Origin of the sequence: Moraxella ovis (assembly GCF_900453105.1) — a bacterium.
Lineage (GTDB): Bacteria > Pseudomonadota > Gammaproteobacteria > Pseudomonadales > Moraxellaceae > Moraxella > Moraxella ovis.
This window is the reverse complement of the sequence record NZ_UGPW01000001.1, coordinates 1,739,991-1,766,259: the sequence shown is the minus strand read 5'-3', so window position 1 is coordinate 1,766,259 and position 26,269 is coordinate 1,739,991. Positions and strand designations below refer to the sequence as shown.

Here is a 26,269-nt window from a genome sequence, read left to right as displayed (position 1 = left end):
TGCCAAAGGCTTGACGGATGATTTTGCCATCATAAGACAGACCGCTGCCGCGTCGTTGGTTGCTGTGTGTCAAATGCCAAAAGGTTTTTGACATCAGTCTATCCTTGTTTGGCTTAAAATTCATTCTTGCTTGTGCTGTGGCGGTCGATTTTGGCTTTTGTGAACGCCGCACACGCCAAGCTAAGACAGCGTCTGGTGCCCATCTATGACAGCCATCAACACAATCAATCCGTAGCATCGCAGTAAACAGTGCTTAGACAATCAAGCTTACCTAAAAAACAAGAGAAATAACGATGAAAAATCTGCTTCCTACTACTTGGAGACAGCCCACCTTGAATGACACACCCACCGAAGGCAAATGGCTCATTCCGCCCATCGTGGATTTGTGTGCTCGCCTGCGTGAGCCGGGTCATCAGTCACATGGCACGCTGGCAAGTGAGGGTAGGGCCGCTCGTGATAATGGCATCTTGCACATCGTGCTGCCACCAGACACCAACCCTGTGCTCGAAAATGGCTCACTTTTGAAGGGTCTGCGTGACAAAGCTCGCCAAGATGGCGGCATTCATCTGCACATCTTAGGGGCATTGACACAAGGGTTGGCAGGTAAGCAGCTGGCGAATTTGGCAGGATTAAAACAAGGTGGCGTGATTGGTGTAACCAACACGGCTTGTGGCTTTGAGTCTGATTTGGTCATGTTACGCACGCTGGAATACGCCGCCACCTTTGGGCTAAAAGTGTTTTTTTATCCCAACGAACCCAGCCTGTCAGAGCAAGGCGTGGCTCATGATGGCTACATCGCCTCATTTCATGGTCTGGCGGGCATTCCATGGCTGGCCGAAACCATCGCTTTGTCTAAACAGCTGCTCATGGTCGAGGAAACGGGCATCACAGCTCATTTTAGCCAGTTGAGCTGTCGCACTTCGGTGGAGCTGATTCGATGGGCGAAAGCAAAAGGGCTACCCATCACTTGTGATGTCGCCATGCACCAGCTGCATCTGACTGATGATGCCCTAGAAGGCTATGATGCCAATGCTCTTGTTTATCCGCCTTTGCGTTCTAATACCGATCAGCGGGCACTCATTCAGGGTCTGCAAGACGGCACGATTGATGCCATCTGCTCTCATCATGAGCCACTCTCTGCCAGTGCCAAACAAGCACCTTTTGGTGAGTGTGCAGCAGGCATCAGCAACTTAGATACTTTCGTGTCGCTTGGCTGTCAGCTGGTGGCAGACGGCGTTTTGAGTGCTGAGACACTGGTAGAAAAAATCTGCCTAAATCCTGCCAAAATCGCTGGCATTCATGACTATGAGATGATTGGCGGTGCCGTGTTGATTGACCCTAAGCTGTCATGGCGTGTGGACGAGTGCACCATGCTCTCCTCGGGCAAAAACACGCCGTTTTTGACAAAACAGCTGACCGGTAAGACGGTGGCGACTTTCTTTGATTGAGTTTTGGGTTGTCAAAAAAAATCGCCAAACTGGCTGGTTTGGCGATTTTTTTGTTCATTTGAGACCTTGCTTGACATCATTGACCGACTTTTTGCCTTGCCCAAACAGATGATGGGCTTTTTTGAGCAGGCGTATCAGCTTGGTCAGACGACTTTCGGTAAACGCTGCCTTGCCATCAGGCACGATGAACGTCTCGCCATTTTCGTCGACCTCTCGGCGTGTGCCGTTGGTGAAGCCCTCGACATCGCTTTGGGCATCGGCATTTGTGCTTGTGATGCGTACGATTTCCTCTTTTTGGCGAAGTGGCGTACTTTCAAACAGTTCAGACAGTCGCACATCAAGCTCGCCTTTTGCCGTGCGTTCAACTTTGGTCAAATTCTTATAAAGCTCAACAAACCAAGGGTCATAATCGGCAGCTTTCAAGGCATCGAGTTCGTCCTTGATGGGCAGTGGATAGGGCAAAGTTTTGTAAAACTGCCAAAGGCTGATGCTGCTTAGGTCAGTCTTTAAGACATACTCATCGTTTTTGGTGCGTGTGATGAGTTCGTCCTCGATGAGCTGTTCGATGTACAAGCTCCATTTGGGCAGCTCTCTTCTTCCTAATACCTCACGCAGCTCGTGCTCGCTGACCGTTTTGCCTTCTTTGTAACGCTTGTAGGTCAGGTTGAGCATATCTAACAAGCTTAGCAAAGGGTGGCGTACAGGCACTTCTTTGTCATCAAAGATGGTCAAGGTATAGCTGATTTCTACACCTAAAAGAATGATGTTCCACGACAAGTACACCCAAAGCAGAAAAATCGGCAAAGCAGCAAATGCCCCATAAATCGCCTCGTAGCTTGTGAAGTTGCTCATCACCGTACCAAACACAGCACGCAGGCTCTCAAAAAGCACCGCTGCCGCCACACCAGCGATGACGGCATTTTTGATGGGGACTTGTACCTTTGGAATGAACCAATACATTCCAATGAAGCCACCCATCGTGATGCATACCGACACCAAGTACGCCCAAATCGACCAATCGATGCCATAACCTGCGATTTGACGATTGAGAAAATCAACACTTTGAATGGCACTGGATGCACCAAACGCCACCGCAAGAACGACAGGTCCTAGCGTGATGAGAGCCCAGTAACGAATGATGCTCTCTGCACCGCCAGAACGCTCTTTGACGCGCCAGATTTTGTTGAATGCTGTCTCGATGGTCATCAAGGTCATGATGGTGGTGATGAACAGACCAATCACACCAACGATGCCCAGATTGCTGGATTTTTCAGCGAAGCTTTCAAAGTACGCCCCAAGCTGAGCTCCTGATGATGGCAAAAGGTTGTTATAAATCATCTCCTGCATCTGCTCACGCATACCTGATAGGGCAGGGACGCTTGAAAACACCACCAGCATCACCGTCAAAATCGGCACGAGCGACAACAAGGTCGTGTAGGTCAAGCTTGCAGCTTTTTGCTGGCAGTCGTCCTCTGTGAAATGACGCAGCAGCAGTCGTAAGTACATGAACCAGCGGTGATGGGCGAAAGGAAGTTTGTTCAAAAGATTTGTCATGGTTGTTCGTTCAAATTTAGCAGTGAGTTAAGCGTGCAAACCAGCACCCAATAAAGCTTATAGTGTAACAAATATCGTGCGTTTTTAAAGTTTTTTTTGCTTAAACATTACAAAACTACTAAACAGAATGCCCATCATACACGCCAAGATGGCGTACTGATGGATTTTAAAAAAGATTCACGCATCTTTTGGCGGGCGGATTAAGTTTTGAGCTGTTTTTGGGCTATAATGATACAGCGTCTTTGAGTGCTGGGCTTTGATGATTGGAATAAGGTCAGATTGTTCAGTCAGATTGTGATTTTTGCTGTATCATTCACACCAGTGCTCACTCACTAATTAAAGGAAAATGCCATGACTTCTTATGTCTTAGTCTTGTATGACACCAACCACCACCGCACCAAAGAGCTTGCCTATGCCATCGCAGAGGGGGTGATGAATACAGGTGCAGCGGTTAAGATACGCCGCGTGCCTAAGGTCTCAAGCGTCACCGAGCAGATGGCACCTGCCATTCCTGATGAAGGCGATTTGTATTGCACGATGGACGAGCTGGCAGATTGTGCAGCTCTGGCGGTCGGCAGTCCGACGCATTTTGGCAATATGTCAGCCAGCATGAAGTACTTTTGGGACAACACGGTCAGTCAATGGCTTTCGGGGGCGTTGCAAGGCAAACCAGCGTGCGTCTTTACCAGCACAGGCACGATGCACGGTGGCAACGAGACGACATTGGTCAGCATGATGATGCCGCTGCTTCATCATGGTATGCTGGTGGTGGGGCTGCCTTATGCACACGCCGAGCTTAGTCGTACGGTTCGTGGTGGCACGCCATATGGGGTGAGTAGTGTCACAGGCGCGACTCATGAATTCGCCATGACGGCAGATGAGCGAGCGCTTGCCATCGCTCAGGGCGTACGCCTTGCCAATATCGCCAAAAAATTAGCCAATTAATAAAACACACTCATGAAAAAACCATTTGTTAAAAAACCCATCCAGCCCATTCATCAACGCCTAAAGCTGTGCTGGTGGCTGTGGGTGGTGCTTGCTATCATCATTTATCCGCTGTCTATCATGATGCTAACAGATGTTAATGTCATGAATGGTGTGGTTGTGCAGATTCTGGCGATGTTGCCTGCGTTATTATTTACGCCTGCGATCATGCGTGGCAATTCACCTTATGTGCTGATTTTTGCCAGTATTGTTACGTTGGTATATCTGAGCGTGGCAGGCGTGCTTGCGCTGATTCGCTATTACGAAGGGGTGAGTGCTGGCATCTGGGGGATGCGATTGGTAGAGTTTATTGTCTTGTTATTTATCAATTGTTATCTGTTCATTCTACTAAAACGCCTACCACCGATGCACAAATAATCTTAGGCAGACATAATAAAAACAGCAGGGCGATAACCCTGCTGTTTTTATTGGTAGCTGACCCATCAGATCAGTTCGTCTTGGTTAGCTCCATAGAGATGGTCTTGCCGTCGTTGGTCTGACTGACTTTGACGGGTAGGTAGTTTAGACTAGGTGCTAACCAAAAACTCGTCGCACGGTCACGATCGTCATGTACTCGGTCAATACGAACCACATCATAAGTACCTGCAGGGACGGTCAGCTTACTTGTGCCTGAGCGTTTGAATTTGGCGGTATCGATGCTGGTTTTGCGCACCAAATGATAGTTGCCAGAGAATCTGCCGTTAATCAATTCTTGGCGGATTTGGGCTTCTAGGCTTAGATCGTCATAGGCCTGAGAGCTCATTTTTAGAGTGGTCGATTTTCCTTTATAAGTTGAAACAGCTGTCTTGGCAGAGTTATTAAATTTGATGCTGTGTGTGTTACCTACGCCAAATAGACGCACAGACATTGATGAGCTCGATGGTAGAATTCTGCCGCCTGACAGACTAAACTTAGACGACTGATCGACACTTGCGATGCGAGCAGCTGACGCCTTTACGGTATAGTTGTAGTTATTGCCCGATTTAGTCAGGGTGCGAGTCGCTGTGCCTGATCTGCCGTCTGCTTTGACCACATAAGTGGCAGAAAAGCCCGATAAATCCGTCGCATTGGCAGATAAGGTTGCCCCCATGGCAATGCCTGTGGCAACAGTGGCAGTGGTGGCAGTTTTGAAAAATTTATTTAATATAGACATAATCACTCTCTTGCTTTGTAAATTAATTGAAAACATGGGCTTATTATTGACATCTTTTGTTACAATTACAAGGGCGATGGCGTGATCATTTGTAGCATTTTGTGAGAAAAATTTCTCAAACCATATTTTATTTGCCATTATCATAAAGCAAACTAATCATTATGCATATTTTGTTACATTTTATGTTATCATATAACTTTTAAAATTTGCTAGTTTGTGGGTTTTGTATGACTTTAAAATTATTAAAATCATTTTTAAAATATATCACTATTTTTATCGTCGCACTTATCGCCATTTTACTGTGCTTTTATCTGTATCTCATTAGTGGGTCTACCAAACAAGGCGACATTACTTGGCATTCTTGCTATCGCCCCACTTACTGGTCGTGGTTTATCCTACCGCCACCCACCAGTTTACAATGTGCCACTTTGTCTGTGCCTGTGGATTATGCCAAGCCTGACGGCAAGCACTTTACCATTCCCTTGACACGCCTGTCAGCCACAGGCGATGACATTGTTGGCGATTTGCTCTTACTAAGCGGCGGGCCAGGCGGTCATAGCCTTGATATGAGTACAACGATGGGGTCTGATGAATACAGTCAAGCCATCAAAGAGCGTTTTCATATCTTAGGCTATGCCCCACGAGGGGTTAAGCCCTCCACCCCTGCCATTGACTGCGGTGGGGTAGAAGAAGAGGGCAATGCCAAAGCCTATATGGACGCTTGCATACAGCATACAGGGGCGGACATTTTGCCCTTTGTCAGCTCAAAAGAAGTGGTGATTGATTTGGACAGTATCCGTCAAGCATTACAAAACGACACTTGGTCAATGGTTGGCTACTCTTATGGTACAAAGCTGGTTGCCAAATACGCCGAGCATTATCCCACCCATCTGCGTGCAGGCGTGGCAGATGGCGTGGTGGATACGGCGGAGGATTTGGAGACCATTTTATTTAACCAGCAAAAACACGCCCAAATCGCCCTTGATGGTTTTATGAAGTCCTGCCAAGCCCCTTGTGTCTTTGACAAAAATAAAGAGCCAAACCAAGCCTTTTTAGACACTCTAAACACCATCGCCCAAAAAGATTTAAAAGACAAAGACGGCAAAGTCATTGACCAAAAGGCACTGATAGGCGTTTTTGGCGAGAGTATGAACGATGAGAGTGCTTGGCAAAAAATGCACCAAATGTTTGATGAGCTGATGCAGGGCAAAACCGACACTTATGACTTTGAAAAGCTAATTGCCAAAATTGGCGAAAAAAGTTTTAGCTCGGACGCTTTATCCATCATCAACTGTGCCGACTCTGCCCCCAAACTTGACAAAGACGATTACATCAAATCCGCCAAAGCCATTGACAACCAAAGCCAATTTGACAATTACAAAACTCGTCCTGACGATGAATATCTAGATTCTTGCTATTATTGGCAGTGGACGGCAACGGACGATTTAAATGAAAACTTGGTCAATGATGACACACCCAACTTACTTTTTGTCTCTTATGAATACGACCTTGCCACCCCACTGCCCAACGCAATGACGATGGCAAAAAAGTTTGACGACCCTTTGATCGTGCTATCAGGACAATATGGGCATACGGTGAGCTTATTTGGCACAAATGCTTGTGTGGACGACTATGTCAGCCGTTATTTGCTTGACCCCAAGAGCGATTTTGGCGATAAACTTTTGTTTTGTGCCAAGCTGTGATGAAAAATTTTAATTTTGCCCCTTGAAAAATTTTTAAGTAACCGCCATTTTTGGGCTAATCCGTTTTACGGTAAGTTTAAAATAATTTGGAGAAATCTTATGTCAATTCGTCCTTTACACGATCGTATTGTCGTTCGCCGTACCGAAGAAGAGCAAAAAACCGCAGGTGGTATCCTGCTCCCTGGTTCCGCCCAAGAAAAACCCCAACAAGGCGAAATCATCGCTGTGGGCAATGGTCAAGTGACGGACAATGGCGTGCGTCCGCTGGATGTGAAAGTTGGTGACAAGGTTCTATTTGGTCAATACGCAGGTCAAACCGTCAAAGTGGACGGCGAAGAGCTTTTGATTATGAAAGAATCTGACGTATTGGGTGTATTGGAATAAATTAAACCCATCCTAAATTACATTAAATCATATTAAAAGAGAGAATAAACATGGCAAAAGATGTAAAATTTGGCGTATCCGCCCGTGAAAAAATGATTGACGGTGTCAATATCCTAGCAGACGCTGTTAAAGTTACCCTAGGCCCAAAAGGTCGTAACGTGGTCATCGATAAGTCATTCGGCGCGCCAACCATCACTAAAGACGGCGTGAGTGTGGCAAAAGAGATTGAGCTTGAAGACAAATTTGAAAACATGGGTGCTCAGCTTGTCCGTGAAGTGGCTTCAAAAACCAATGACGTGGCAGGGGACGGCACCACCACTGCCACCGTACTTGCCCAAGCTATCCTAACCGAGGGCATGAAAACTGTCGCTGCTGGCATGAATCCTATGGATTTAAAACGTGGCATTGACAAGGCAACCCGTGTTGCCGTTGAGCAAATCCACGCCTTATCTACCCCTGCCGATGACTTTAAAGCGATTGCTCAGGTGGGTTCAATTTCAGCCAACTCCGATACCAAGATTGGCGAGCTAATCTCAGAGGCGATGAAAACAGTCGGCAAGCAAGGCGTGATTACCGTAGAAGAAGGCTCTGGCTTTGAAGACACCCTAGAAGTTGTTGAGGGTATGCAGTTTGATCGTGGCTATATCAGCCCATACTTTGCCAATAAGCAAGACAGCTTGACGTGCGAATTTGACAATCCTTACATCCTGCTAGTGGACAAAAAGATTGCCAATATCCGTGAGATTGTGCCACTACTAGAACAAGTCATGCAAACCAGCCGTCCGCTGCTTATCATCGCCGAAGATGTGGAAAATGAAGCGTTGGCGACACTTGTGGTAAACAACTTGCGTGGCGGTCTAAAAACCTGTGCCGTTAAAGCCCCTGGCTTTGGCGACAGACGTAAAGCCATGCTCCAAGACATTGCCATTTTGACAGGTGGTGTCGTGATTTCAGAAGAAGTGGGTCTGTCTCTTGAAACTGCCACACTTGAACACCTAGGCACAGCTAAGAAAACCACCGTTGGCAAAGAAAACACCGTGATTGTGGACGGAGCAGGCGACAAGGCTCAAATTGACAGCCGTGTTGAGTCTATCAAACGTCAAATCGAAGAATCCACGTCTGATTACGACAAAGAAAAACTGCAAGAACGTGTTGCCAAACTCTCTGGCGGTGTGGCGGTCATCAAAGTCGGTGCTGCCACCGAAACCGAAATGAAAGAGAAAAAAGACCGTGTTGATGACGCTCTACACGCCACTCGTGCGGCGGTAGAAGAGGGTATCGTACCAGGGGGCGGTGTTGCCCTAGTGCGTGCGTTGTCTGCATTGGCTGAACTCAAAGGCGACAATGACGACCAAAACGCAGGTATCAATATTCTACGCCGTGCTATGGAAGCCCCACTTCGCCAAATCGTAACCAACGCTGGCGATGAAGCGTCTGTGATTGTCAATGAAGTCAAAAGCGGCTCTGGCAACTACGGCTACAACGCTGCCACAGGTCAGTATGGCGATATGCTAGAAATGGGTATTCTTGACCCTGCCAAGGTAACTCGCTCTGCCCTAGAACACGCCGCCAGCGTGGCAGGTCTTATGCTCACTACCGAAGTGATGATTACCGACAAACCTGCCCCAGAAGCCCCTAATATGGGTGCTGGCATGGGCGGTATGGGTGGCATGGGCGGAATGATGTAATCGCCTAGCTGTCAGCTATTGACTACCCAATAAAAAATCCTGTCGTTATGGCAGGATTTTTTATTAATTTGAATTTATGATAATAGCGTTAAAATTAATCCATGTCAAAGACCTTGCCACGGTTCATGATGCCATTAGGGTCAAATACCGCCTTGATGGCTTTCATATACTCAATCTCGGCAGGCGAACGGGTATAATCCAAATACGGCTTTTTGGTCATGCCCACGCCATGCTCGGCAGAGATTGAGCCTTTGTATTTTTTGACCGTTTCAAAGACGTATTTATTGACCATCTCGCATTTTTGGTAGAATTCATCATCAGACAGATCATTAGATTTACTGATGTTTAAATGCAGGTTGCCATCGCCAATATGACCCACCCAGTTCACTTCAAAGTTAGGATAGTTCTCACAAATCACGGTCTCGATGTCGTTAATAAAGCCATCTAGATGACTGATCAGCACCGAGATGTCATTGGTGTATGACGTCTTGGCCAAAATCGCCTCGGGGATGGTCTCACGCAGCTTCCATAATTCGTGAAGCTGCCCGACGCTCTGACTCATCACGCCATCGGTCGCGATGCCCATGTCGCAGGCTGCCATGTAGGCATTCATGGCGACATCCATCACGTCATCAGAGGTCGCCTCGAATTCAAGCAGTACATAAAAGGCGCTGTCTTGCTCGAAGGGGAATTTGACATGACCTGCCGCGACAGACTTGCCTAAGGCTTGATGATTAAAAAACTCAAAAGCCGTCAGCGTTAGAGCTTTATTAAAATGATTCAGCAACCTCACCACCGACCCAAAATCAGGCACACCCAATACCATCGCGGTCAAATTAACCGGCTGTTTTTCAAGTTTTATCAATGCACGAGTTACAAAGCCAAGCGTGCCTTCTGCTCCGATAAACAAATGACGAAAATCGTAACCTGTGGCATTCTTCAACATGCCGCCGTTTAATTCTAAGATGTCACCTTTACCAGTAACGACAGTTAATCCTAGTATTTGATTTCTTGTCATGCCATAACGAATGACTTTAATGCCACCTGCGTTGGTACTAATATTACCGCCAATCTGACTTGATCCAGATGAAGCAAAGTCTACGGCATAGTGTAAGTTCTTAGATTCAGCAAATTCTTGCAAAGCCTTAGTCACCACACCAGCTTCTACTTCTACCATACGATCAGCTTCATAAAACGTCCCAATGGCGTTCATCTTATCAAAACTTACCACCACTTCACCATTACTGGCAACAGCACCTGCTGATAATCCTGTACGTCCACCACTAGGCACCAAACATACTTGATGCTCATTAGCAAGCCTTACAATCTTAGCCACTTCCTCTGTCGTCTTAGGAAACACCACCGCACTCGGCGCAGGGGCAAAATGCTTCGTCCAGTCTTTGCCCCAGTTGTCTAGGCTGTCGGGGTCGGTTTTGATGATGAGAGTGGGTAGGGTGGCGGTTAGATCTTGGAGAAATTGAGAAGTGTTCATGGCATGCTCTGTTTTAAAATTCATCACGCATTATAAAACACACCCATCAAAAAATCATGCCAAAAATAACCCTTTCTCCATAAATAGGGTTCTCAATCACACTAAAGAAATACTCGTTCGGGCGATCTTGAATGGCGATGACACCGCGTAGGGTGGCACCTTTTAGTTTTGATAGGCGAGCCTTTTGCTCAGCGCTTAGAGGGGTGCTGATTGGGCGTGAGTGATAAGTCTTACCATCAGCGGTCTTAATGACCAGCACTCGATGGGTTTTACCATCGGCATTTCTGGTGAGTTCTTGAGCGCTGGTGATGTTAGTGATCGCAACTGGCGTGTTAATCTTAACAAGTTCGCGTTTAAGACCTTGGGTTAGCTGGTCTTTTGGGCTTGCTTCATCAGCCTTGCTAAAGCCAGTGATTTGAACGTTGTTTTCGTTGATTTGGCTGGCAGGTGTGGTGCTTGCGCAGGCGGTTAGTAGTGCGATGCCTGATAGAGTGGTGATAAGTCCGATGGTTCTCATGTTTTTATCCGATTGGATGGTTGATTTTGAGTTGTAATAAATTGTACGTCAAAATTTCAAGTGATGTGTCGCGTTGTCGTTAAGTTTTGTAACGCTTATTCGGGAGCTTTTGGCGATACCTTACAAATTTAGTATGAATTTAATCGACGAAATTTGTTATAATAATGAGTTTAATAAATTTAGCCAATAATGAGCCAAACAATGACAAGCCAAAAAAAAGCCGAGCTTCTCTGCCCTGCTGGCACCTTTAAAAATATGCAATACGCCTTTGCCTATGGGGCGGATGCGGTGTATGCAGGGCAAGCCCGTTATTCTTTGCGAGTGCGTAATAATGATTTTGATGAAGAAAACCTTGCCAGGGGCATTGCCTACGCCCATTCGCTTGGCAAAAAGTTTTATGTGGTGGTCAATATCCAAGCCCACAACGCCAAATTAAAAACCTTTATTGAAGACATTCGCCCCGTCATTGAGATGAAGCCTGACGCTCTCATCATGTCGGACGCTGGCATGATTATGATGGTGCGAGAGCATTTTCCGCATCAAGACATTCATCTGTCGGTGCAGGCCAATGCCGTGAATTGGGCAACAGTGAAGTTTTGGAAACAAATGGGCGTAACAAGGGTGATTGTGAGCCGTGAGTTATCCTTAAAAGAAATTAACGAGATTATCAAAGAAGTGCCTGATATGGAGATTGAAGTCTTTGTGCATGGGGCGCTCTGTATGGCGTATTCGGGGCGGTGTCTCTTATCTGGCTATATCAACAAACGAGACGCCAATCAAGGCACTTGTACCAATGCGTGTCGCTGGTCTTATAATACTTATAAAGCGGTGGAGAATGAAACAGGTGATATCGTCCCTGCCAATCCAGAAGTGTTTGTCCCCAGTCAAGGCGAGATCAAAAACGTCAATCTAAATGGCGATGTCGTCATGGGTGATGATTATGTAGAAAAGCCGTCCGATGAGGTTGTACTCATTGAAGAAGAAGGTCGCAAAGGCGAGCTGATGGCGATGTACGAAGACGAACACGGCACTTATATCATGAACTCTAAGGACTTGCGTGCGGTGGAGCTGGTGCCTGACCTTGTGAACATGGGTGTGCATTCGTTGAAGATTGAAGGGCGTACCAAGTCGCATTATTATGTCGCTCGCACGGCTCAGGTCTATCGCCGTGCCATTGATGATGCGTTGGCGGGCAAGCCGTTTGATGCAGGGCTTATCACCGCCCTTGACGGACTTGCCAATCGTGGCTACACCGAAGGGTTTTTACGCCGTCATGTGCATTCGGACTATCAAAACTATGAGTACGGCTCATCAAAAACCTACAATCAGCAGTTTGTGGCGGAAGTGTCAGACGTATCGGACGACTTTTTGACCTTAGAGATAAAAAACAAACTCATGGTCGGCGATGATGTGGAGATTATGACACCAAAAGGCAATTTGACTTATCGGCTTACCGATATGTGGGACAAAAAAGGTAATGCCATAGACGGAGCGTTGGGATCGGGGTGGATTGCCAAAATCAAAAATCCGTTTAGCGACATTTCTCATGATGACCTAAAATTCGCCCTTGTTATGAAAAGTGTGAGTGAAGCAATTTATACCTAACATAGGTTTTCACAAACAATTATCTTAAAAATTTATTAATAAAGAGAGTAGATTGTGCAAGAACGTATCAATGAAATACAGGAACTATACCGCCAATGGTTGAAACTTAACGAAAATAGTGAACGTATTTTAGACGAGCTGTGTCAACGCCAAAAAATCATCAAGAAACTACTGGCGTTTTATGAAAGCGACTACCGTAAATTTTATGATGCAATAGATGGTGGTGCTTCTGTTGATTTAACTACAAAGGGCGAGTATAGCATTATGAGTGAAGATGCTCTATGGAATGTTTTTGTTGAAGAACGAGAGTTGTATGAAGAGTTGGAAAAGCTTATCAGTCCTGATTAGGTGATAAATTGCCTCTAAATATATTCAAAACCATAAAAGCACCTTTAAATATACATTTAAAGGTGCTGGTTGGTCTTCTATGGAGTTGTTAAGGTTATTGAAGTTGGCAAATGTCTTCGATTTTTTCACCGCTGTGAATATTGGCATATTCAAAGACTGCCGTGTCGCCTTTTTGATGCCACTGCCCGCCATGATTACCAAACAAGCCTGTATTGCTAGCATAGCGTGAGCCAGAACCGCTAGGAGCAATGTCAAGTGTGGTGGTTGTCGCACCAGCTACTTGTAATCGAATTTGACTATCGTTGATAAAAGTAACCACAGGTTCAAGTCCTGTGGTGCACAAGAATCGTTGGCTATAAGCTTGGTATTGTTGTGCAGTAGTTTTTGCTTGGTATGTTGGCGTGTTTGTTGCTGTCATAGGTTTGACATTATTACAACCCATTAGGGCAAGACCTAAGCAGGTGACAACTGCACCGAATGTAACTTTTTTCATAAAAACTCCAAATTGCAATATAGGAAAGGTTGATGCAAACAGTTAAAAAGGAGGTGATTGGCGATTTAAGCTATCAAAATCAGCTTAACCAAGATGCAACTTTGTTACATCTTTAATCATTATATGAAAATACGATGCATTTGTATATAATAAAATTGTTATTATATATTATAGTTTTTTTAAATAATCGCTCTTTTGGTATATGTGGTATATCAATCGATCCAATCTTACAATACATTTAGTTTACTATGGCACTAAAAATCACCACCGACTGCATCAACTGCGACATCTGCGAGCCTGAATGCCCAAACGATGCAATCAGCTACGACCAAAAAGGGCAAAAAACCTACGTCATCAATCCCGACCTATGCACTGAGTGTGTGGGTTTTTATGATGAGCCGACCTGTGATAAGGTGTGCCCAATTGATTGCATTATCAAGGACGACAGCCGACCCGAGACACCTGACGACCTGATGGCAAAATATAAGCAAATCTGGAAAAAATAATCGATCAAAAAAACACCCCAAGCTGACTTGGGGTGTTTTGTATGAGTAGGCTAGAATTTAAAATTCGCACTTAGGCTAAAATTACGTCCCATTTGTGGCACAAAGGGCAAAAATGAGTTATGGATATACACTTTCGCATCAAGCACGTTATTGGCTCGCAAAGATAGGGTGTAGTCTACGTTGCCCCAGTGGTTATGATAGCCCAAGCCGAGATTGAGCATATCATAGCTGGCGGTCGCACTTTCTAGCTTAGATATGCAATTTTGTCCAAAGACGTGCATATATTCTGCATCTGCTGACCAGTTGGCTGACAAATCCCCTTGCCAACGCAACCCCAAACGAGCAGGTGGCAATCTGGGTGTTGTCATGTTTGGTTGGGCAATGATTGGCTCATAGCTATAATTAAAATCATAGGTAAAATAATTATAATTACATCTTTGCATATTCTCTTCTGTATCTTCAGGTTTTGTCGTGGTGTAAGCTCCATCACAATAGTAAGCCTTGGCGTAAGCATTAGGCAAATCTTTTAACTTGCCACGCACCAAATCGCCAAACAAGCTAATGGCATGCTTGTCCATGTGATAAGTTACCTGCCCTCTAATCCATAAAAATCTGCTTTGGCTTGACTATGTCTTCTCATGAACAGATTGCCTTCACGGTAGATGTTTTCGTTATAAATGTAATTTTTAAAACGACTGTGATAGGCATTAACCGCATAACTCCATTTATCCCCAAAAAAAGAAATGCCCAAATCTAAATTATCAGATTTCTCTTTATCCAGTCCGATATTACCAAATTCAAATGAATGAGTCGCTAGATGTTTACCATGATAGTAAAGCTCCATGGGTGTAGGCAGGCGTTCATTATGCGAATAAGTGGCAGACAGGCGGTAATCGGGTTTAAAATACCACGTGGTACCAATACTGTATGAAGTGGCTTTGTCTTTATAAGTCGTTAAATCTGGCTCTTCATAATTTGCTGCAGGCAAGCATCCACTGCTAAATCCCCAGTCCCAACATTTTGGCTTTGGACGATGGCGGTCTAATTTGTCTTCACTATAATCAATCGGAATGCTTTGTTTTTCAAAACGCGTCCCAAATTCAAATGCCCATTTGTCATTAGCCCGCCATCTCTCCAACCCAAAAATACTGACTTGCTTATTGGTATTGGCAATGAGTGGGTATCTTTGTCCTTCTTCTCTTTCATGGGGCAGATGAGCAAAGCTCTCTTGCTTTTGCCACTGCACACCCCACAGTCCCGATACATCTTTGACAGGTGTGTGATGAAATTCGACTCGGGCATTTTTGCCTTGATTGCCAAAATAACCTGGTTTGTTATTAATGGTTTGTAGTCTGCCTGTGTATTTATTGAGTCTCTCAACTTCATGGTCATTTTCTTCGCGATAATAGTCTGATGATGTAAAAGACAATGCGATTTTATCTAACCCCTTAAATGGCTTCTCCCACTGTGCTCTAACATCGGTACGCTTAGACTCCATGTCAATTCAAGGCCCAGGGTGCGTGTGATCGTGTTCATAGCCCAAAGGGTGCTCATGACTCTGTCCTGGGTCATGAGCATGAGCTGTACCGCAGTAAAAATGGGCGGATGAACTAAAATCCATATTCTGTATTAGATGGGGATAAGCTTTTAGATAATAGCGCGAGGTGCTAGCTTTTGGAGTGATTACATGTGCAATACAGTTATCATAGCCGTGATTATGCCCTGGTATGCCATACTTATCCTGACGGCGACTGTATGACACGCCAATATGCCCCTTATCGCCGATATAGGACACGCCCACCGTGCCAACGGTTGATTTGTTATGGCTGTCAGGCAGGTAGTCTAGCATGACATCAGACTGAAATTCTGGAACATCATAATCATAGGCACGGCGGGTCAGTCCTTCGACTCGCACCGCCACGTTTTGCCCCACTCCCATACTAAGACTGGCAGTGGCAACCCTCTCGTTACTGCCTGTGTTATAGCGTAACAACGTCTCGCCTTCGATGTTCTCCTTGATGTTACCCTGTGGCATACGGCTAGGAATCCGCTCATCGATGACATTCACCACGCCTGCCTGAGACGCTGTGCCATACAGTAGCGTACCTGCTCCACGCACCAGTTCCACACGGCTCGCCAGCAATGTATCGGCGGCGACCACATGGTCAGGCGATAGGGCAGACATATCAATGACGTCCGTGCCATTTTGTAGAATCTTCACTCGCACCCCGTCCTGTCCACGAATGATGGGCTTACTCGCCCCACCGCCAAAGGGATTGGAGTGAATACCCAGCTCGCCTGCCAAGGCATTACCCAGCGTTGCCGAGCGCTGCTGTAGGGTGTCGCGTCCGATGACCATGTCGCTGGGTTTTTTGAGGATGGGGGCGGTTTGCATGCCGCTATTGACGACGGCATTTAGAGTGTCTAGAGTAACTTCTGGTTCTGTAGCAGTGTCATCTGCATGAGCTGATGGCTGATCAAGGCGATGCTAAGTGCAAGCACAGTAGGGCGAGAGTAGAAATTGACCATAGTAAAAACATCCAATACAACAAAAATTAATATTATAACATAATGAGTTAATAGCGTTACTTTTGGTGATTTGATGTATGTACATATAACTATTATTCGTATATTGAAATAATAACAATTTTTATTTGCAAAACGTTTTTTATTTGGTATAATTCTTAACACTTTCTTACAAAAGCTCTAGATTTTTGCAGTTAGTATACAAAAGTCTAGCCTAACCCAGCACTTCAACAACTTAAGGTGATGTATGAAACACACACTAAAACGCCTACCACTTGCGGTAGCAGTATTGGGCGCACTAAGCGTTCAAGCAGCAATGGCACAAGATGAGCCAAAAGTAACTCTAGACACGTTGAATGTAACTGTCGACCGCCAAGGAACAAAAGTTAAGACGAATGTCGTTACTTTGCAAGAAAAAGATGAAAGCACCGCCACAGATTTGCGTGGATTGCTACAGTCAGAACCTGCCATTGATTTTAGTGGTGGTACAGGTACTGCTCAATATCTGACCGTTCGTGGCATTGGTCAAAACTCGGTTGATGTCAAGGTGGATAACGGCTATTCTGACAGCCAGATTCTCTACCATCAAGGTCGTCATATGCTTGACCCAGCGTTGGTCAAAATTGTCAGCGTTCAAAAAGGTGCAGGGTCTGCCTCTGCTGGTATCGGTGCAACCAACGGTGCCATCGTTGCCAAAACGTTAGATGCTCGTGATTTATTAAAAGACAGTGATAAAGATTGGGGCATTAAAGTAAATGCAGGTTACAGCTCGAACGACGAGCACAGCTATGGCGTGACTGGTTTTGGTAAAGTGGGTAATTTTGACTTTTTGGTCAGTGCCAATAAGGTTGATCAAGATAACTATCGACCAGGTCGAAAAGTGGGAAGAAAGGACAGTACCACAGAAGCGGGTAAATATTTTAGCTCATACACTGGCGATAAATGTGTGACACAATATGGCCACGAGTTCTGCCAAGATCCTAAGCACCCGAGCGATAAGGTAGCATTTCAGGCATTAGAAAGACAGAGCTATCTGGTTAAAGCTGGCTATAATTTTGATGATGAAAGTCGTATTGCCTTGACGCATTTTAATACTGCCAACAACGGCGTACGCAATGTCCGTGAGGAGTTTGAGTGGCTGTTTAGACCGCCAGTGTCGGATAAGAGTGCAGTCAACTACGGCGGCTATCGTAAGCTTAAAATGGAAAACACCAACCTAGAATATACAGGCAATGCAGGCATTCTGGGTAAGGCAGAAGCCAATGCTTATCTGATGAAAAATTCAAGTGAGTACGCCGACGCACGCTTTAGTGGCTATGCCGGCAACACCAATGGTAAGACCTCGGTAGAAACCACTGGATTGAATTTGGGCTTTGACAAGCAGCTCAACGACGACACTTTGTTTAAATATGGTGCGAACTATCGTCATCAAGAGACCACGCCTCATATGAAAAACACAGATGGTAAAATTCAAACCACCGAAAAAGACGACATTGGTGTGTATGGTGAGGTCATTGCAGACATCGGTAAGCTTACTCTGACTGGTGGTATGCGTTATGATCATTTTGATTATACTTCGGTAACTGGCAGAAAGGTATCCGATGGTGCATTTAGCCCAAGCATCGGCTTAATTTACCAAGCAACGCCAAGCCTAAGCTTCAATGCGGTACATAACCATGCCTCTCGTAGCCCAAGACTGGTGGATGTACTACTGGCAGCTGGTGGTCGTGCGGCAGACATCGCTCCTGGCACGAAAGCTGAACAGGCCAAAAACACCGAAGTTGGCTTTAACTATCATAATGGTAATCTGTCGGTCGATGGTACTTATTTTTGGCAAGAAATTGACAATCTGCTAGAAAAAGGACAGGTTGCTCGTCACGGCGACAGTTCGGATACTTTTAATGGCATCTCTAATGTTGGCTATGGTAAAAACAGAGGTTATGAAATCAACACTCGTTATCGTGTGAATGGGTTCACGGCTCGTCTGGGTGTTGCACAGAGCAACCCTGAATATCACAGCGTTAAAGACGCCCAAGGTAAAGATATTCGCTTTGACAACCGTGAATTTGGTAGCACGCTGGGTCGCACTTGGACCGCAGGTCTTGCCTACCGCTTCACCAACCCAAATCTGGAAGTGGGTGTTAATCATCGCCGAGTTGACGATGTCAAAGGTCAAAGTGCTTACATGACTCACATCGCTGGTAATAGTGGTAATGACTTGAACATGATTAAGTATGGCTACGATGTTACCGATGTTTATGCCAACTGGAAACCTTTAAATAACGACAAGTTGAATGTGAACTTGGCTGTGAACAATGTGGGTGATGAGTTCTACTATTCACACTCTGCCATCAATGGTTTGCCTGGTGCTGGTCGTGAATACCGTGTTGGTGTGAACTTCACTTACTAATTTAGAATCTAGTTTCTCCACGCACTCCGTCTAATGGCGGGGTGTTTTTTTATTAATAAATGTCTATACTCTTAGAAGTTATCCACAGATAGTATCGATGTATTATCATGATTTTGTGGAACAATTGCGCAGTTTATAAACAGCGCTTAAAAAGTCAATATATAAATAGGCTAATTTTCATAAGTTATTGATTATATTTATAAAATATATTTTAATCACAGTTTATTCCTAAATATTAAAGTACGGTGAAAGTGCCATAATATAAGGGCTTTCGATATAAATTGTTTGCTTTTCCACAAAGTTATCCACAGATTTTGTGGATAAAAAAATCACACTCTATCGAAAGCTAATAATGATAAGGGATTGCGCGTATTATTGGAATTAATGGTGGTGTGATTAAGGTTTTGAGTGTGATGTGGGGGTGAATATGTCCAGTGTAAGATATTAGAATTTTATCAAGGTTCCACGATGTCATAAAGCTGACTTTTAAGCTTGTTAGAATAAATACTTGTCGTTATTTCAAAGTATAAAGTTATCTTATCTTTTTTGAATGATTGAGACTGGCGGCGGTAAACGCGTTCATCCCCCAAAAGCAATCTTGGAAAATATCGATAAGGGATGGCATGATTGGATTGATGAGCTAGTCGTTATGCTTAAGCTTTTTGGTGGGCTCGTCTAACACATGCGCCACTGCTCTAGGGTGGGCTTTATCATAGACGCGAGTAAGTGCGCCAAAATCTACTTGGGTGTAGATCTGGGTGGTGCTGATGTCGGTGTGCCCAAGCATCTCTTGGACGGCGCGTAGGTCGCCACTTGATGACAGCATGTGCGATGCAAAGCAGTGGCGCAGTAGGTGGGGGTGTAGATTTTTGGCGATGCCTGCATTGGCGGCACACACCTTTAGGCGCAGCTGAATCGCTCTGGGTGTGAGCCGCGTGCCGTGGCGTTCGCTAATGAACAGTGCGTCTGTGCCTTCTTGCCACAGATCGCGGTGAGGTAGGTAGATGTTGATGGCATCGATGGCTTTTTTACCAACGGGGGTGAGCCTTATTTTATTGCCTTTGCCTAATACTCTGACCACGCCGCCACGCAGATCGATGTCTTGAATATCAAGCCCTGCCAGCTCGGACAGCCGAAGACCACTGCTGTACATGAGTTCGAACATCGCGCGGTCGCGGATCCATAGACGTGCTTTGTTGGCGTCATCTGGCATGGGCTGATCGAGCAGCTGCATCATCATATCAACATCGCCGACCTTAGGCAGGGCTCGCGGCTCGGGCTTTAGGCGGTAGCCTGTGGCGGGATTGTGATTGGTTTTGCCGATCTTGATGAGGTGGGCGTAGAATTTACGAATGGCAGAGAGTTCTTGTTTGGCGCTGATGGCTTTAATGTTATCCCGCTCTAGGCGCAGACTCAAGAATCTTGCCAAGTCTTTTTTGTCGAATGACAAGTAATCACCCTGTAACCGTACGTCTTCATCGATGAAGTGCATCAGGCGCATGAGTGCCGTTGTATAGGCGCTAATGGTGTTGTCGGAGTAATTTTGTAGGGCTAATTCATCCAGCCATGCCTGAGCCACCAACCAAGATTTTGGCTTGGCGGCGTCAGATGCATCGGCAGGCGTGGGAGATTTTAGTTTGTTGAGTAGATTATTTAGACGCATGATAAGTCAAAAGGCGCATTAATTACGCCTTTTTTGTGGGTTATTGGTAGTCGTCTGATTTGTCGGGGGTGAGATTGATGCCTGCTTGAGTGGCAAGTCCATCGGGGCTGAACACGCCTTCATAGACGAATGATGTTGGGCCTGTCATCATCACAGAGTAGCCATCTTGCCAGCGGATCGCAAGGCTACCACCGTATAGCTGAGCGCGAATGTCCACGCCTTCATCCAGCCAGCCTTCGCGAATACCTGTCGCCACAGCTGCGCAGGCGCCCGTGCCACACGCCTGGGTCTCACCCACACCGCGCTCATAGACTCTAAGGCGAATGTGTCGCTGATTCACCACCTGCATGAACCCGACATTCACGCGCTCGGGGAAAGCCTCATGCGACTCTAGTAGTCGTCCCAGACGCCCCACATCAGCGGTGAGTACATCGTCCACCTTGATGACGGCATGAGGGTTGCCCATGTTGGCGATATATAGCTGAACAGGCGTGCCATCCACGACCAGACGGTACGAGTTGCCAACCTTGGTGATCGCCTTTGGTGCAAATGGAATCTCGTCAGGATCAAATTTGGGTTTGCCCATGTCAACCTGCACCCATCCATAGCGATCAGTGGTCAGAGTGATGATGCCGCTGGCCGTCTCCACGCGCAGACGCTGCTTAAAGGATAATTTACGCGCTTGAACGAAGGAAGCAAAGCAACGAGCGCCGTTGCCACATTGGCTGACTTCTGTGCCATCAGCATTAAAAATTCGATATTTAAAATCTACGTCGGGACGACTTGGTGGCTCAACAATAAGCAGCTGATCAAAGCCCACGCCAAGATGACGATCAGCAAGTAGGCGCACCAAGTCAGTGGTGAGATTCATGCGTTGGGTGACTAGGTCAATCACCATAAAATCATTGCCCAGCCCATGCATTTTGGTAAATTCAATTAACATCATCACTCCTTTTTAGCTCTAAGTTCTAATTCCTTTTATCTGGTTACGTCCGTGTGCTCGTATGTCTATCTTAACAGATGAATGCTGATTTGCCTAATGAATTTGGCAAATGTTTTGGTGAATGCGATTTAAATTGTAAAAGAATTTTGCCATCCAAAAATCATCGGGCAACGCCAAAGCCATCAAAGAAAAGTTGATGAATATCAAGATGCTTCACATGCATAAAAAAATGCACCGAATCATCGGTGCATTCAGGTCGGCAGTTTAGAGTTGTTCGCCGCGCCATAGGTCGTCTAGGTTCTCACGGACGCGTACGAAGCGATGAGCGCCGTTGTCAGTCATAACCTCGGCAGGACGAGGGCGGCTGTTGTAGTTGCTCGCCATGGTAAAGCCGTACGCACCAGCACCAGTCACCGCCAGCAGTGTACCAACCTCCAAAGACAGTGCACGCTCTTTACCCAGAAAGTCACTCGACTCGCAGACTGTACCGACCACGTCCCACACTTGAGGCTGTTCGTTATCTTGAGTGTCTGTAAGCTTGGCGGGGATGATTGCCATGACTGACTCATATAAAGCAGGGCGAATCAGCTCGCTCATGGAGGCATCGACGATGGCGAAGTTTTTGTGCTCGGTGGGTTTAAGCACATCTACGCGCGTGAGCAGCACACCTGCATTGGCGGCGATATTGCGCCCTGGCTCCAGGTGTAAGCCTAGCTTATATTTGGCTTGTAGAGCGAGTAATTTGGGCAGCAGTGCTTCAGCGAACTCGTGGACGCTGGCAGGGTTCTCATCGATATAGCGCACACCAAGTCCGCCGCCTAGATCCACATGAGACAGCTTAATGCCGCGAGTGAATAATTCATCGATCAGCTCAATTACCTTATCAAGCGCATCCACGAAAGGCTTGACTTCGGTTAGCTGAGAGCCGATATGGCAGTCGATGCCGATGATGTCAAGGTTCGGCAGGGTGTTGGCGTATTCATAAGCGGAGATCGCCACATCATGCGCAATGCCAAATTTATTATCCTTCATGCCCGTTGAGATATAAGGGTGGGTCTTGGCGTCTACGTCGGGATTGATGCGTAGTGCGATCGGTGCTTTCTTACCTAGTTCTGCGGCGACAATGTTGATGGTGTCTAGCTCACTCAAGGCTTCGACATTAAAGCAGCCGACGCCTGCTTCTAGGGCGGTTTGGATGTCCGATGCGGTCTTGCCGACGCCAGAATAGACGATTTGGGCTGGGTTGCCGCCTGCTCTTATGACGCGGGCAAGTTCGCCTGTCGATACGATGTCAAAACCAGCACCCGCCTTGGCAAGTGCTGACAGAACGGCAAGATTGGAGTTGGCTTTGACAGCGTAGCAGATTTGCACGTCGTTGAGCGCGCTAAAGCTCTCAACATAAGCGGCATAATTGGCAAGCAATGCGTTCTTAGAATACACATACAGCGGCGTGCCGTATAGTCTGGCAAGCTCTGTCGTGTCTGCACCATCGATGTATAGTGTGTTGTCTTGATATTCGATGAATGGCAAGTATTCGGTCAGCTTGGCGGCATCAATTGACATCGCGCCGTCTTGGGTTTGGCTTACAGGGCTAAAAGTCATGATAAATTAATGATCCGTATGAATGATGGATGATTGTAATAGTTATTAGTAGTCGTTCGGGTTGGTACTGATGGTTTCGTTGATGGGTTCTGTGGGTGTGGTTTTGGTAGGAAGATAGAGTGCGCCTTTTTGACCGCAGGCGGTTAATAATGCACAAAGTGTGATGGATAAAATGACTGTTTTCATTGATGTATGATAGGCTTAAAATTGAAAAATTATTTTACCTAAATTTTGCCAAAATACCAACGACTTTTATAAAAATACACCGCAAATACATGATTTAAAAGACAAAAATTGATTAAAATCAAAACAAAATATTTACCCAAAATCCTTTAATTTTCCCTAAAGACTTTTGATAATTTTATGTTATAATGCCAAAGATTCATTCGGCCAAGGCCGCGCATTCAACCCACATTTAAGGAAGACATAATGGCACTTAACAACCCAACTTTAATCTTAAACTGCGGTTCATCATCGCTAAAATACGCCCTAATCAGTGAGGATGGCGAACAACGTATCGAGGGTCTTGCTGAGGCGCTAGGCAATGCCGATGCTCGTATTAGGCACAAAAACCTAGATGGGTCTAAAGTAGATATCAACATCCCAAATTCTGGCGCACACACTGAAGCGCTAAAAATTATCCTAGGTGAGCTGATCGCTGATCACAAGCCTGTGGCGGTAGGCCATCGTGTGGTGCATGGCGGCGACAAGTTCACCAAGGCAACCATCATCACGCCAGAAGTTCTAGCTCACATTGAAGAGCTTGCCAGCCTAGCGCCGCTTCATAACCCTGCTAACGCTGCGGGCATCCATGCGATTAATGAGCTGTTCCCAGAGCTTCCGCAGGTAGCGATTTTTGACACGGCATTCCATCAGTCGATGCCTGCTCACGCTTATCGTTATGCCATTCCTAAAAATCTTTATACAGAGCATCAAATTCGCCGTTATGGATTCCATGGCACGTCTCATAATTATGTCTCAAATCGCGCAAGTGAACTTGCCAATAAGGGCGACAAACAAGGCTGGTTGGTTGCCCACTTGGGTAATGGCTGCTCGGCGACGGCTGTCTATGATGGCAAGAGCCTTGATACTTCTATGGGTCTAACGCCGCTTGAAGGTCTGATGATGGGTACGCGCTCAGGTGACGTTGATCCAAGCTTGCACATTCATCTACATCGCACGCTGGGTCTGTCTATCGAAGAGGTTGATACACTGCTAAATAAAAAGAGCGGTCTATTAGGCGTATCAGGTGTATCGAACGACATGAGAACGGTTGAGCAGTTGGCAAACGAAGGTAATGAAGATGCCGTCTTGGCATTGGAGATCTTCGCGTATCGTGTGGCAAAATACTTAGCCAGCCTAAGCTGTGCTCTGCCTACATTTACAGGTATTGCTTTCACAGGCGGTGTGGGCGAGAATGCTGTTGGCATGCGTGCAAAAATGGTCTCTCATCTGCGTCATTTTGGCATCAAGATGGATGAAGCGAAGAATGCTGAATTGTCACGTGGTGCTGAAGGCAGCTTCCATGCTGAGGGTTCTGCTGTAGAGCTGTGGGTTGTCCCAACTGATGAAGAATTCCAAATCATGAGCGAGACTCGCGAAGTTCTAGGCTTGTAAATCAAATCATAAAAGTCAGATTGTGATGCTCTGACTTTTTGCTTGATTTTACGACTTATATTTATTGATAAATTTAATAAAGGATATGAAATGAAAACTGTATTGCTAGTTCCTACCACCAGCCAGATCAACATGGAAACATTGTCTCAAAGTGTCGCTAGCCTAGTTGTTGGCGAGATTGTTGCGACACCAAGCCATGAAGAATTCTGCAGTGCGATTGCTAATAACAACCTTGACGACCTACTAGAGGCGGTCATCGCCAAGCAGTCAGCACCCATCAGCGTGGTTGTGGGTGTACTTGCTGATGAGAGCAGACCGTATGCCAACCGTGTAAACCGTGAGCTTGCGACAGGCTTTGATGCGGATGTGATCTTAGTGGGTGATAGTGATACTCGCCTGCCTGTCTTTGCATCTGTGTTCGGTGGTCTAAAAGGTGAGCGTATCTGGGGTGTAATTGGCACTGCTGAGCTGTCAGGCAAGGTTCAAGTATTGGCACGCACTGACAACGGTGGTAATCTGTCTGAGATTGACAGCAATGCCTTTGAGGCTTATAAAACCGCTGATCGCACCCAAAAGTTGTCTCCTTATGCATTCCGTAACCAAGTGGTTCGCCTTGCTCAGAACGCCAAAAAACGCATCGTTCTACCAGAAGGTGATGAACCGCGCACCATCGAGGCGGCAGCGATTTGCCAAAGTCGTGGCATCGCTCAATGTGTTCTGCTTGGCGACGCTGATAAGATTCGTGCGGTGGCGGATGAGCGCGGTGTAACTCTGCCTGACGGCATCGAAATTATCGAACCAGCTACCGTGATCGAAAAATATGTCGCACCAATGGTAGAGCGTCGCAAAGGCAAAATCGATGAAGAGGGTGCAAGACAAGCACTTCAAGACACCGTCTATCTTGGCACGATGATGCTACAAGTTGGCGACGTGGATGGTCTGGTATCAGGTGCGGTACACACGACTGCTGATACGATTCGCCCAGCGTTCCAACTGATCAAGACCGCGCCAGAGTACAGCTTGGTATCTAGTGTGTTCTTCATGCTACTGCCTGATCAAGTGGTGGTCTATGGCGACTGCGCGGTGAATCCAAATCCAACCGCTGAGCAGCTGGCTGAGATTACCATCCAGTCAGCTGAATCTGCCAAGTCATTCGGCATTGATCCTAAAGTTGCTCTAATCAGCTACTCTACCATGAACTCAGGTTCGGGCGAAGACGTAGAAATGGTAAAATCAGCCTTGCAAATCGTTCGCGAAAAAGCGCCAAGCCTAAAAGTTGATGGCCCGCTACAATTTGATGCGGCATCTGTACCATCTGTGGGTAAGCAAAAAGCACCGAACTCACAAGTGGCAGGCGAGGCAAATGTATTTATCTTCCCTGATCTGAACACGGGTAACACCACCTATAAGGCGGTACAACGAACTGCAGGTGTGATCAGCGTAGGTCCGATGCTACAAGGCCTAAACAAACCTGTTAACGACCTATCTCGTGGCTGTTTGGTGGATGACATTGTTTATACGATTGCATTGACTGCCATTCAGGCGGTTGGTCAATAAGACGTCCATTCCAATAAAAATCCCTGCTCGATGGCGGGATTTTTATTGGGCGAGTTTTGATTTGAATGGCAATAAT

23 protein-coding genes and 1 pseudogene are annotated in these 26,269 nt (G+C 46.1%); 12 read left to right on the top strand and 12 right to left on the bottom strand.

Annotated elements, in window-relative coordinates; all coding sequences use genetic code 11:
* The first annotated feature begins 293 nt into the window (after positions 1–293).
* Positions 294–1,448: a dihydroorotase gene (locus DYD54_RS08380; protein ID WP_063514527.1), complete on the top strand. Its 1,155-nt coding sequence runs from the start codon at positions 294–296 to the stop codon at positions 1,446–1,448.
* Positions 1,449–1,502: 54 nt separating this feature from the next.
* On the opposite strand, the gene DYD54_RS08375 is transcribed toward DYD54_RS08380, so the two are convergent.
* A complete protein-coding gene (locus tag DYD54_RS08375) occupies positions 1,503–3,002 on the bottom strand; it encodes a YihY family inner membrane protein (RefSeq protein ID WP_063514526.1) in 1,500 nt (499 codons plus the stop codon).
* A gap of 351 nt (positions 3,003–3,353) precedes the next feature.
* Here DYD54_RS08375 and wrbA point away from each other — a divergent pair, with 351 nt between their 5' ends.
* Together wrbA and DYD54_RS08365 are read left to right on the top strand one after the other, a co-directional pair.
* Entirely contained in the window at positions 3,354–3,947 is a 594-nt protein-coding gene (gene wrbA, locus DYD54_RS08370) for an NAD(P)H:quinone oxidoreductase (RefSeq protein ID WP_063514525.1), read from the top strand.
* 12 nt (positions 3,948–3,959) lie between these two features.
* Positions 3,960–4,364, top strand: coding sequence for a hypothetical protein (locus DYD54_RS08365; protein ID WP_063514524.1), 405 nt, complete (start codon positions 3,960–3,962; stop codon positions 4,362–4,364).
* Positions 4,365–4,434: 70 nt separating this feature from the next.
* On the opposite strand, the gene DYD54_RS08360 is transcribed toward DYD54_RS08365, so the two are convergent.
* Positions 4,435–5,076: a DUF3108 domain-containing protein gene (locus DYD54_RS08360; protein WP_046697583.1), complete on the bottom strand. Its 642-nt coding sequence runs from the start codon at positions 5,074–5,076 to the stop codon at positions 4,435–4,437.
* A gap of 290 nt (positions 5,077–5,366) precedes the next feature.
* Between DYD54_RS08360 and DYD54_RS08355 the strand changes: the two genes are divergently transcribed.
* The 3 genes from DYD54_RS08355 (at position 5,367) to groL (ending at position 8,914) form a co-directional block, all read left to right on the top strand.
* Positions 5,367–6,842 carry an alpha/beta fold hydrolase gene (locus tag DYD54_RS08355; protein ID WP_063514523.1) on the top strand — a complete coding sequence of 492 codons (1,476 nt, stop codon included), beginning with the start codon at positions 5,367–5,369 and terminating at the stop codon, positions 6,840–6,842.
* A 99-nt stretch (positions 6,843–6,941) separates the two neighbouring features.
* Complete coding sequence (locus tag DYD54_RS08350) at positions 6,942–7,226, top strand: co-chaperone GroES (protein WP_046697049.1); 285 nt, start codon at positions 6,942–6,944, stop codon at positions 7,224–7,226.
* 50 nt (positions 7,227–7,276) lie between these two features.
* Positions 7,277–8,914, top strand: coding sequence for a chaperonin GroEL (groL, locus tag DYD54_RS08345; protein ID WP_063514522.1), 1,638 nt, complete (start codon positions 7,277–7,279; stop codon positions 8,912–8,914).
* A 94-nt stretch (positions 8,915–9,008) separates the two neighbouring features.
* Here the strand turns inward: groL and DYD54_RS08340 are convergent, their stop codons facing one another.
* Together DYD54_RS08340 and DYD54_RS08335 are read right to left on the bottom strand one after the other, a co-directional pair.
* A complete protein-coding gene (locus DYD54_RS08340) occupies positions 9,009–10,406 on the bottom strand; it encodes a D-2-hydroxyglutarate dehydrogenase (protein WP_063515027.1) in 1,398 nt (465 codons plus the stop codon).
* Positions 10,407–10,452: 46 nt separating this feature from the next.
* Positions 10,453–10,923, bottom strand: a complete 471-nt coding sequence (locus DYD54_RS08335) for a hypothetical protein (protein WP_063514521.1) — start codon at positions 10,921–10,923, stop codon at positions 10,453–10,455.
* A 201-nt stretch (positions 10,924–11,124) separates the two neighbouring features.
* On the opposite strand from DYD54_RS08335, the gene trhP reads away from it, so the two are divergent.
* Positions 11,125–12,528, top strand: a complete 1,404-nt coding sequence (gene trhP / locus DYD54_RS08330; protein ID WP_063514520.1) for a prephenate-dependent tRNA uridine(34) hydroxylase TrhP — start codon at positions 11,125–11,127, stop codon at positions 12,526–12,528.
* Between the two features lie 54 nt (positions 12,529–12,582).
* Positions 12,583–12,876 (top strand): DUF4298 domain-containing protein, encoded by a 294-nt coding sequence (locus DYD54_RS08325; RefSeq protein WP_063514519.1) that lies wholly within the window; start codon positions 12,583–12,585, stop codon positions 12,874–12,876.
* 94 nt (positions 12,877–12,970) lie between these two features.
* Here the strand turns inward: DYD54_RS08325 and DYD54_RS08320 are convergent, their stop codons facing one another.
* Positions 12,971–13,369 (bottom strand): MliC family protein, encoded by a 399-nt coding sequence (locus DYD54_RS08320; RefSeq protein ID WP_063514518.1) that lies wholly within the window; start codon positions 13,367–13,369, stop codon positions 12,971–12,973.
* Positions 13,370–13,617: 248 nt separating this feature from the next.
* Between DYD54_RS08320 and DYD54_RS08315 the strand changes: the two genes are divergently transcribed.
* Positions 13,618–13,875 carry a YfhL family 4Fe-4S dicluster ferredoxin gene (locus tag DYD54_RS08315; RefSeq protein ID WP_063514517.1) on the top strand — a complete coding sequence of 86 codons (258 nt, stop codon included), beginning with the start codon at positions 13,618–13,620 and terminating at the stop codon, positions 13,873–13,875.
* Positions 13,876–13,925: 50 nt separating this feature from the next.
* On the opposite strand, the gene DYD54_RS08310 is transcribed toward DYD54_RS08315, so the two are convergent.
* Genes DYD54_RS08310 through DYD54_RS08300 form a run of 3 tightly spaced genes read right to left on the bottom strand, consistent with a single transcriptional unit; the run spans position 13,926 to position 16,270 of the window.
* Complete coding sequence (locus DYD54_RS08310) at positions 13,926–14,453, bottom strand: TonB-dependent receptor (protein WP_115265753.1); 528 nt, start codon at positions 14,451–14,453, stop codon at positions 13,926–13,928.
* Between the two features lie 8 nt (positions 14,454–14,461).
* Entirely contained in the window at positions 14,462–15,373 is a 912-nt protein-coding gene (locus DYD54_RS08305; RefSeq protein WP_115265752.1) for a TonB-dependent receptor domain-containing protein, read from the bottom strand.
* A gap of 6 nt (positions 15,374–15,379) precedes the next feature.
* Positions 15,380–16,270, bottom strand: coding sequence for a TonB-dependent receptor plug domain-containing protein (locus DYD54_RS08300; protein WP_115265751.1), 891 nt, complete (start codon positions 16,268–16,270; stop codon positions 15,380–15,382).
* Positions 16,271–16,648: 378 nt separating this feature from the next.
* Here DYD54_RS08300 and DYD54_RS08295 point away from each other — a divergent pair, with 378 nt between their 5' ends.
* Positions 16,649–18,811, top strand: coding sequence for a TonB-dependent receptor (locus tag DYD54_RS08295; protein WP_063514516.1), 2,163 nt, complete (start codon positions 16,649–16,651; stop codon positions 18,809–18,811).
* A 640-nt stretch (positions 18,812–19,451) separates the two neighbouring features.
* Here DYD54_RS08295 and DYD54_RS08290 read toward each other — a convergent pair.
* The 4 genes from DYD54_RS08290 to lptM form a co-directional block, all read right to left on the bottom strand.
* Positions 19,452–20,474, bottom strand: coding sequence for a tyrosine recombinase XerC (locus tag DYD54_RS08290; protein WP_063514515.1), 1,023 nt, complete (start codon positions 20,472–20,474; stop codon positions 19,452–19,454).
* A 40-nt stretch (positions 20,475–20,514) separates the two neighbouring features.
* Complete coding sequence (gene dapF / locus DYD54_RS08285; RefSeq protein ID WP_063514514.1) at positions 20,515–21,417, bottom strand: diaminopimelate epimerase; 903 nt, start codon at positions 21,415–21,417, stop codon at positions 20,515–20,517.
* A 264-nt stretch (positions 21,418–21,681) separates the two neighbouring features.
* Positions 21,682–23,019 carry a diaminopimelate decarboxylase gene (gene lysA, locus DYD54_RS08280; protein WP_063514513.1) on the bottom strand — a complete coding sequence of 446 codons (1,338 nt, stop codon included), beginning with the start codon at positions 23,017–23,019 and terminating at the stop codon, positions 21,682–21,684.
* A gap of 45 nt (positions 23,020–23,064) precedes the next feature.
* Positions 23,065–23,205: an LPS translocon maturation chaperone LptM gene (gene lptM, locus DYD54_RS08275; protein WP_080945935.1), complete on the bottom strand. Its 141-nt coding sequence runs from the start codon at positions 23,203–23,205 to the stop codon at positions 23,065–23,067.
* Between the two features lie 243 nt (positions 23,206–23,448).
* Here lptM and DYD54_RS08270 point away from each other — a divergent pair, with 243 nt between their 5' ends.
* Both DYD54_RS08270 and pta read left to right on the top strand, forming a co-directional pair.
* Complete coding sequence (locus DYD54_RS08270; protein ID WP_063514512.1) at positions 23,449–24,636, top strand: acetate/propionate family kinase; 1,188 nt, start codon at positions 23,449–23,451, stop codon at positions 24,634–24,636.
* Positions 24,637–25,155: 519 nt separating this feature from the next.
* Positions 25,156–26,193: pseudogene (gene pta / locus DYD54_RS08265) on the top strand (phosphate acetyltransferase); the annotation flags it as partial.
* Positions 26,194–26,269 lie beyond the last annotated feature (76 nt).

What these genes read in the sequence shown, in the direction of transcription:
- DYD54_RS08380 (WP_063514527.1), top strand. Translation starts at nt 294, where the DNA reads ATGAAAAATCTGCTTCCTACTACTTGGAGACAGCCCACCTTGAATGAC.
- DYD54_RS08375 (WP_063514526.1), bottom strand. Translation starts at nt 3,002, where the DNA reads ATGACAAATCTTTTGAACAAACTTCCTTTCGCCCATCACCGCTGGTTC.
- wrbA (WP_063514525.1), top strand. Translation starts at nt 3,354, where the DNA reads ATGACTTCTTATGTCTTAGTCTTGTATGACACCAACCACCACCGCACC.
- DYD54_RS08365 (WP_063514524.1), top strand. Translation starts at nt 3,960, where the DNA reads ATGAAAAAACCATTTGTTAAAAAACCCATCCAGCCCATTCATCAACGC.
- DYD54_RS08360 (WP_046697583.1), bottom strand. Translation starts at nt 5,076, where the DNA reads ATGGGGGCAACCTTATCTGCCAATGCGACGGATTTATCGGGCTTTTCT.
- DYD54_RS08355 (WP_063514523.1), top strand. Translation starts at nt 5,367, where the DNA reads ATGACTTTAAAATTATTAAAATCATTTTTAAAATATATCACTATTTTT.
- DYD54_RS08350 (WP_046697049.1), top strand. Translation starts at nt 6,942, where the DNA reads ATGTCAATTCGTCCTTTACACGATCGTATTGTCGTTCGCCGTACCGAA.
- groL (WP_063514522.1), top strand. Translation starts at nt 7,277, where the DNA reads ATGGCAAAAGATGTAAAATTTGGCGTATCCGCCCGTGAAAAAATGATT.
- DYD54_RS08340 (WP_063515027.1), bottom strand. Translation starts at nt 10,406, where the DNA reads ATGAACACTTCTCAATTTCTCCAAGATCTAACCGCCACCCTACCCACT.
- DYD54_RS08335 (WP_063514521.1), bottom strand. Translation starts at nt 10,923, where the DNA reads ATGAGAACCATCGGACTTATCACCACTCTATCAGGCATCGCACTACTA.
- trhP (WP_063514520.1), top strand. Translation starts at nt 11,125, where the DNA reads ATGACAAGCCAAAAAAAAGCCGAGCTTCTCTGCCCTGCTGGCACCTTT.
- DYD54_RS08320 (WP_063514518.1), bottom strand. Translation starts at nt 13,369, where the DNA reads ATGAAAAAAGTTACATTCGGTGCAGTTGTCACCTGCTTAGGTCTTGCC.
- DYD54_RS08315 (WP_063514517.1), top strand. Translation starts at nt 13,618, where the DNA reads ATGGCACTAAAAATCACCACCGACTGCATCAACTGCGACATCTGCGAG.
- DYD54_RS08310 (WP_115265753.1), bottom strand. Translation starts at nt 14,453, where the DNA reads ATGGACAAGCATGCCATTAGCTTGTTTGGCGATTTGGTGCGTGGCAAG.
- DYD54_RS08305 (WP_115265752.1), bottom strand. Translation starts at nt 15,373, where the DNA reads ATGGAGTCTAAGCGTACCGATGTTAGAGCACAGTGGGAGAAGCCATTT.
- DYD54_RS08300 (WP_115265751.1), bottom strand. Translation starts at nt 16,270, where the DNA reads ATGCAAACCGCCCCCATCCTCAAAAAACCCAGCGACATGGTCATCGGA.
- DYD54_RS08295 (WP_063514516.1), top strand. Translation starts at nt 16,649, where the DNA reads ATGAAACACACACTAAAACGCCTACCACTTGCGGTAGCAGTATTGGGC.
- DYD54_RS08290 (WP_063514515.1), bottom strand. Translation starts at nt 20,474, where the DNA reads ATGCGTCTAAATAATCTACTCAACAAACTAAAATCTCCCACGCCTGCC.
- dapF (WP_063514514.1), bottom strand. Translation starts at nt 21,417, where the DNA reads ATGTTAATTGAATTTACCAAAATGCATGGGCTGGGCAATGATTTTATG.
- lysA (WP_063514513.1), bottom strand. Translation starts at nt 23,019, where the DNA reads ATGACTTTTAGCCCTGTAAGCCAAACCCAAGACGGCGCGATGTCAATT.
- lptM (WP_080945935.1), bottom strand. Translation starts at nt 23,205, where the DNA reads ATGAAAACAGTCATTTTATCCATCACACTTTGTGCATTATTAACCGCC.
- DYD54_RS08270 (WP_063514512.1), top strand. Translation starts at nt 23,449, where the DNA reads ATGGCACTTAACAACCCAACTTTAATCTTAAACTGCGGTTCATCATCG.